A 3114-nucleotide genomic window follows, 5' to 3' on the forward strand; every position below is an offset into this window, starting at 1 on the left:
GTTACGCTGTCATAAAACGCGTTTGGCGTTGTATGGTTAAGCCTCACGGGTAATTAGTACAGGTTAGCTTAATGGCTCACACCACTTCCACATCCTGCCTATCAACGTTGTAGTCTTCAACGGCCCTTCAGAGACTTTAAAAGTCTAGTGAGAACTCATCTCGAGGCCTGCTTCGCGCTTAGATGCTTTCAGCGCTTATCAGTTCCGAACGTAGCTACCGGGCAGTGCCATTGGCATGACAACCCGAACACCAGCGGTTCGTTCACTCCGGTCCTCTCGTACTAGGAGCAACCCCTCTCAATTCTCAAACGCCCACGGCAGATAGGGACCGAACTGTCTCACGACGTTCTAAACCCAGCTCGCGTACCACTTTAAATGGCGAACAGCCATACCCTTGGGACCGACTTCAGCCCCAGGATGTGATGAGCCGACATCGAGGTGCCAAACACCGCCGTCGATATGAACTCTTGGGCGGTATCAGCCTGTTATCCCCGGAGTACCTTTTATCCGTTGAGCGATGGCCCTTCCATTCAGAACCACCGGATCACTATGACCTACTTTCGTACCTGCTCGACGTGTCTGTCTCGCAGTTAAGCTGGCTTCTACCATTACACTAACCGTACGATGTCCGACCGTACTTAGCCAACCTTCGTGCTCCTCCGTTACTCTTTGGGAGGAGACCGCCCCAGTCAAACTACCCACCAGGCACTGTCCGTAATCCCGATCAGGGACCAACGTTAGAACATCAACACTACAAGGGTGGTATTTCAAGGACGGCTCCACAAAAACTAGCGTTTCTGCTTCAAAGCCTCCCACCTATCCTACACATGTAGGGTCAATGTTCAGTGCCAAGCTGTAGTAAAGGTTCACGGGGTCTTTCCGTCTAGCCGCGGGTACACAGCATCTTCACTGCGATTTCAATTTCACTGAGTCTCGGGTGGAGACAGCGTGGCCATGGTTACACCATTCGTGCAGGTCGGAACTTACCCGACAAGGAATTTCGCTACCTTAGGACCGTTATAGTTACGGCCGCCGTTTACCGGGGCTTCGATCAAGAGCTTCGTCCGAAAACTAACCCCATCAATTAACCTTCCGGCACCGGGCAGGTGTCACACCGTATACGTCATCTTGCGATTTTGCACAGTGCTGTGTTTTTAATAAACAGTCCCAGCCACCTGGTCACTGCGGCTCCCGTCCGCTTAGAGAGCAAGTCTCATCACAGATAGGAGCGTACCTTCTCCCGAAGTTACGGTACAATTTTGCCTAGTTCCTTCACCCGAGTTCTCTCAAGCGCCTTAGTATTCTCTACCTGACCACCTGTGTCGGTTTGGGGTACGATTCGGTATAATCTGAAGCTTAGAGGCTTTTCCTGGAAGTATGGCATCAACAACTTCACACCCTTGGGTGCTCGTCTCGTGTCTCAGTCTTAGCAACCCGGATTTTCCTAAGTCACCAACCTACTCACTTTCACATGGACAACCAACGCCATGCTTGTTTAGCCTGCTCCGTCCCCCCATCGCAATTATACCAAGTACGGGAATATTAACCCGTTTCCCATCGACTACGCCTTTCGGCCTCGCCTTAGGGGTCGACTTACCCTACCCTGATTAACATGGGATAGGAACCCTTGGTCTTCCGGCGTGCGGGTTTTTCACCCGCATTATCGTTACTCATGTCAGCATTCGCACTTCTGATACCTCCAGCAAACCTCCCGGTTCACCTTCAACGGCTTACAGAACGCTCCCCTACCACTCAAATAAATTTTGAATCCGCAGCTTCGGTGCATAGTTTAGCCCCGTTACATCTTCCGCGCAGACCGACTCGACCAGTGAGCTATTACGCTTTCTTTAAAGGATGGCTGCTTCTAAGCCAACCTCCTGGCTGTCTGGGCCTTTCCACATCGTTTCCCACTTAACTATGACTTTGGGACCTTAGCTGGCGGTCTGGGTTGTTTCCCTCTTCACGACGGACGTTAGCACCCGCCGTGTGTCTCCCGGATAGTACTTTACGGTATTCGGAGTTTGCAAAGGGTTGGTAAGTCGGGATGACCCCCTAGCCTTAACAGTGCTCTACCCCCGTAAGTATTCGTCCGAGGCTCTACCTAAATAGATTTCGGGGAGAACCAGCTATCTCCCGGTTTGATTAGCCTTTCACTCCTAGCCACAGGTCATCCCCTAACTTTTCAACGTTAGTGGGTTCGGTCCTCCAGTTGATGTTACTCAACCTTCAACCTGCCCATGGCTAGATCACCGGGTTTCGGGTCTATACCTTGCAACTATACGCCCAGTTAAGACTCGGTTTCCCTACGGCTACCCTAAACGGTTAACCTCGCTACAAAATATAAGTCGCTGACCCATTATACAAAAGGTACGCAGTCACCCTCGAAGGGCTCCTACTGCTTGTACGTACACGGTTTCAGGTTCTATTTCACTCCCCTCACAGGGGTTCTTTTCGCCTTTCCCTCACGGTACTGGTTCACTATCGGTCAGTTGGGAGTATTTAGCCTTAGATGATGGTCCACCTATATTCAGTCAAAGTTTCACGTGCTCCGACCTACTCGATTTCACTTAAGATGCGTTTTCGTGTACGGGACTATCACCCTGTATCGTCAAACTTTCCAGAATGTTCCACTAACACATAATAAGCTTAAGGGCTGGTCCGGTTTCGCTCGCCGCTACTTCCGGAATCTCGGTTGATTTCTGTTCCTACGGGTACTTAGATGTTTCAGTTCTCCGCGTTCGCCTCTTACACCTATGTATTCAGTGCAAGATACCTGCAAGCAGGTGGGTTTCCCCATTCGGAAATCCTAGCCTCAAGCGCTTTTTACTAGCTTGACTAGGCTTATCGCAAGTTAATACGTCCTTCATCGCCTCCAACTGCCAAGGCATCCACCGTGTACGCTTAGTCACTTAACCATACAACCCAAACGGGTCTTTGTTAGTGACAGCTGTTAACTTCGCCAGAAGTTAATTCATCAAATAATGATGAGAATACTAAAGTAGATACCGATTAATCATTGCTGATTAACTGGCATATTTTTACTTTTGAAAACTCTTTATAGATACAAGTATCTATAAGAATTTTAATATCAGCTTTCCAAATTTTTAAAGAGCA

General features: G+C 49.3%; 1 rRNA gene. It reads right to left on the reverse strand.

Annotated features, from left to right (window positions below):
• Positions 1-32 precede the first annotated feature (32 nt).
• A 23S ribosomal RNA gene (locus HUS61_RS20985) occupies positions 33-2915 on the reverse strand.
• Positions 2916-3114 lie beyond the last annotated feature (199 nt).

The organism is Pseudoalteromonas sp. 0802 (assembly GCF_013350085.1).
Classification (GTDB): domain Bacteria; phylum Pseudomonadota; class Gammaproteobacteria; order Enterobacterales; family Alteromonadaceae; genus Pseudoalteromonas.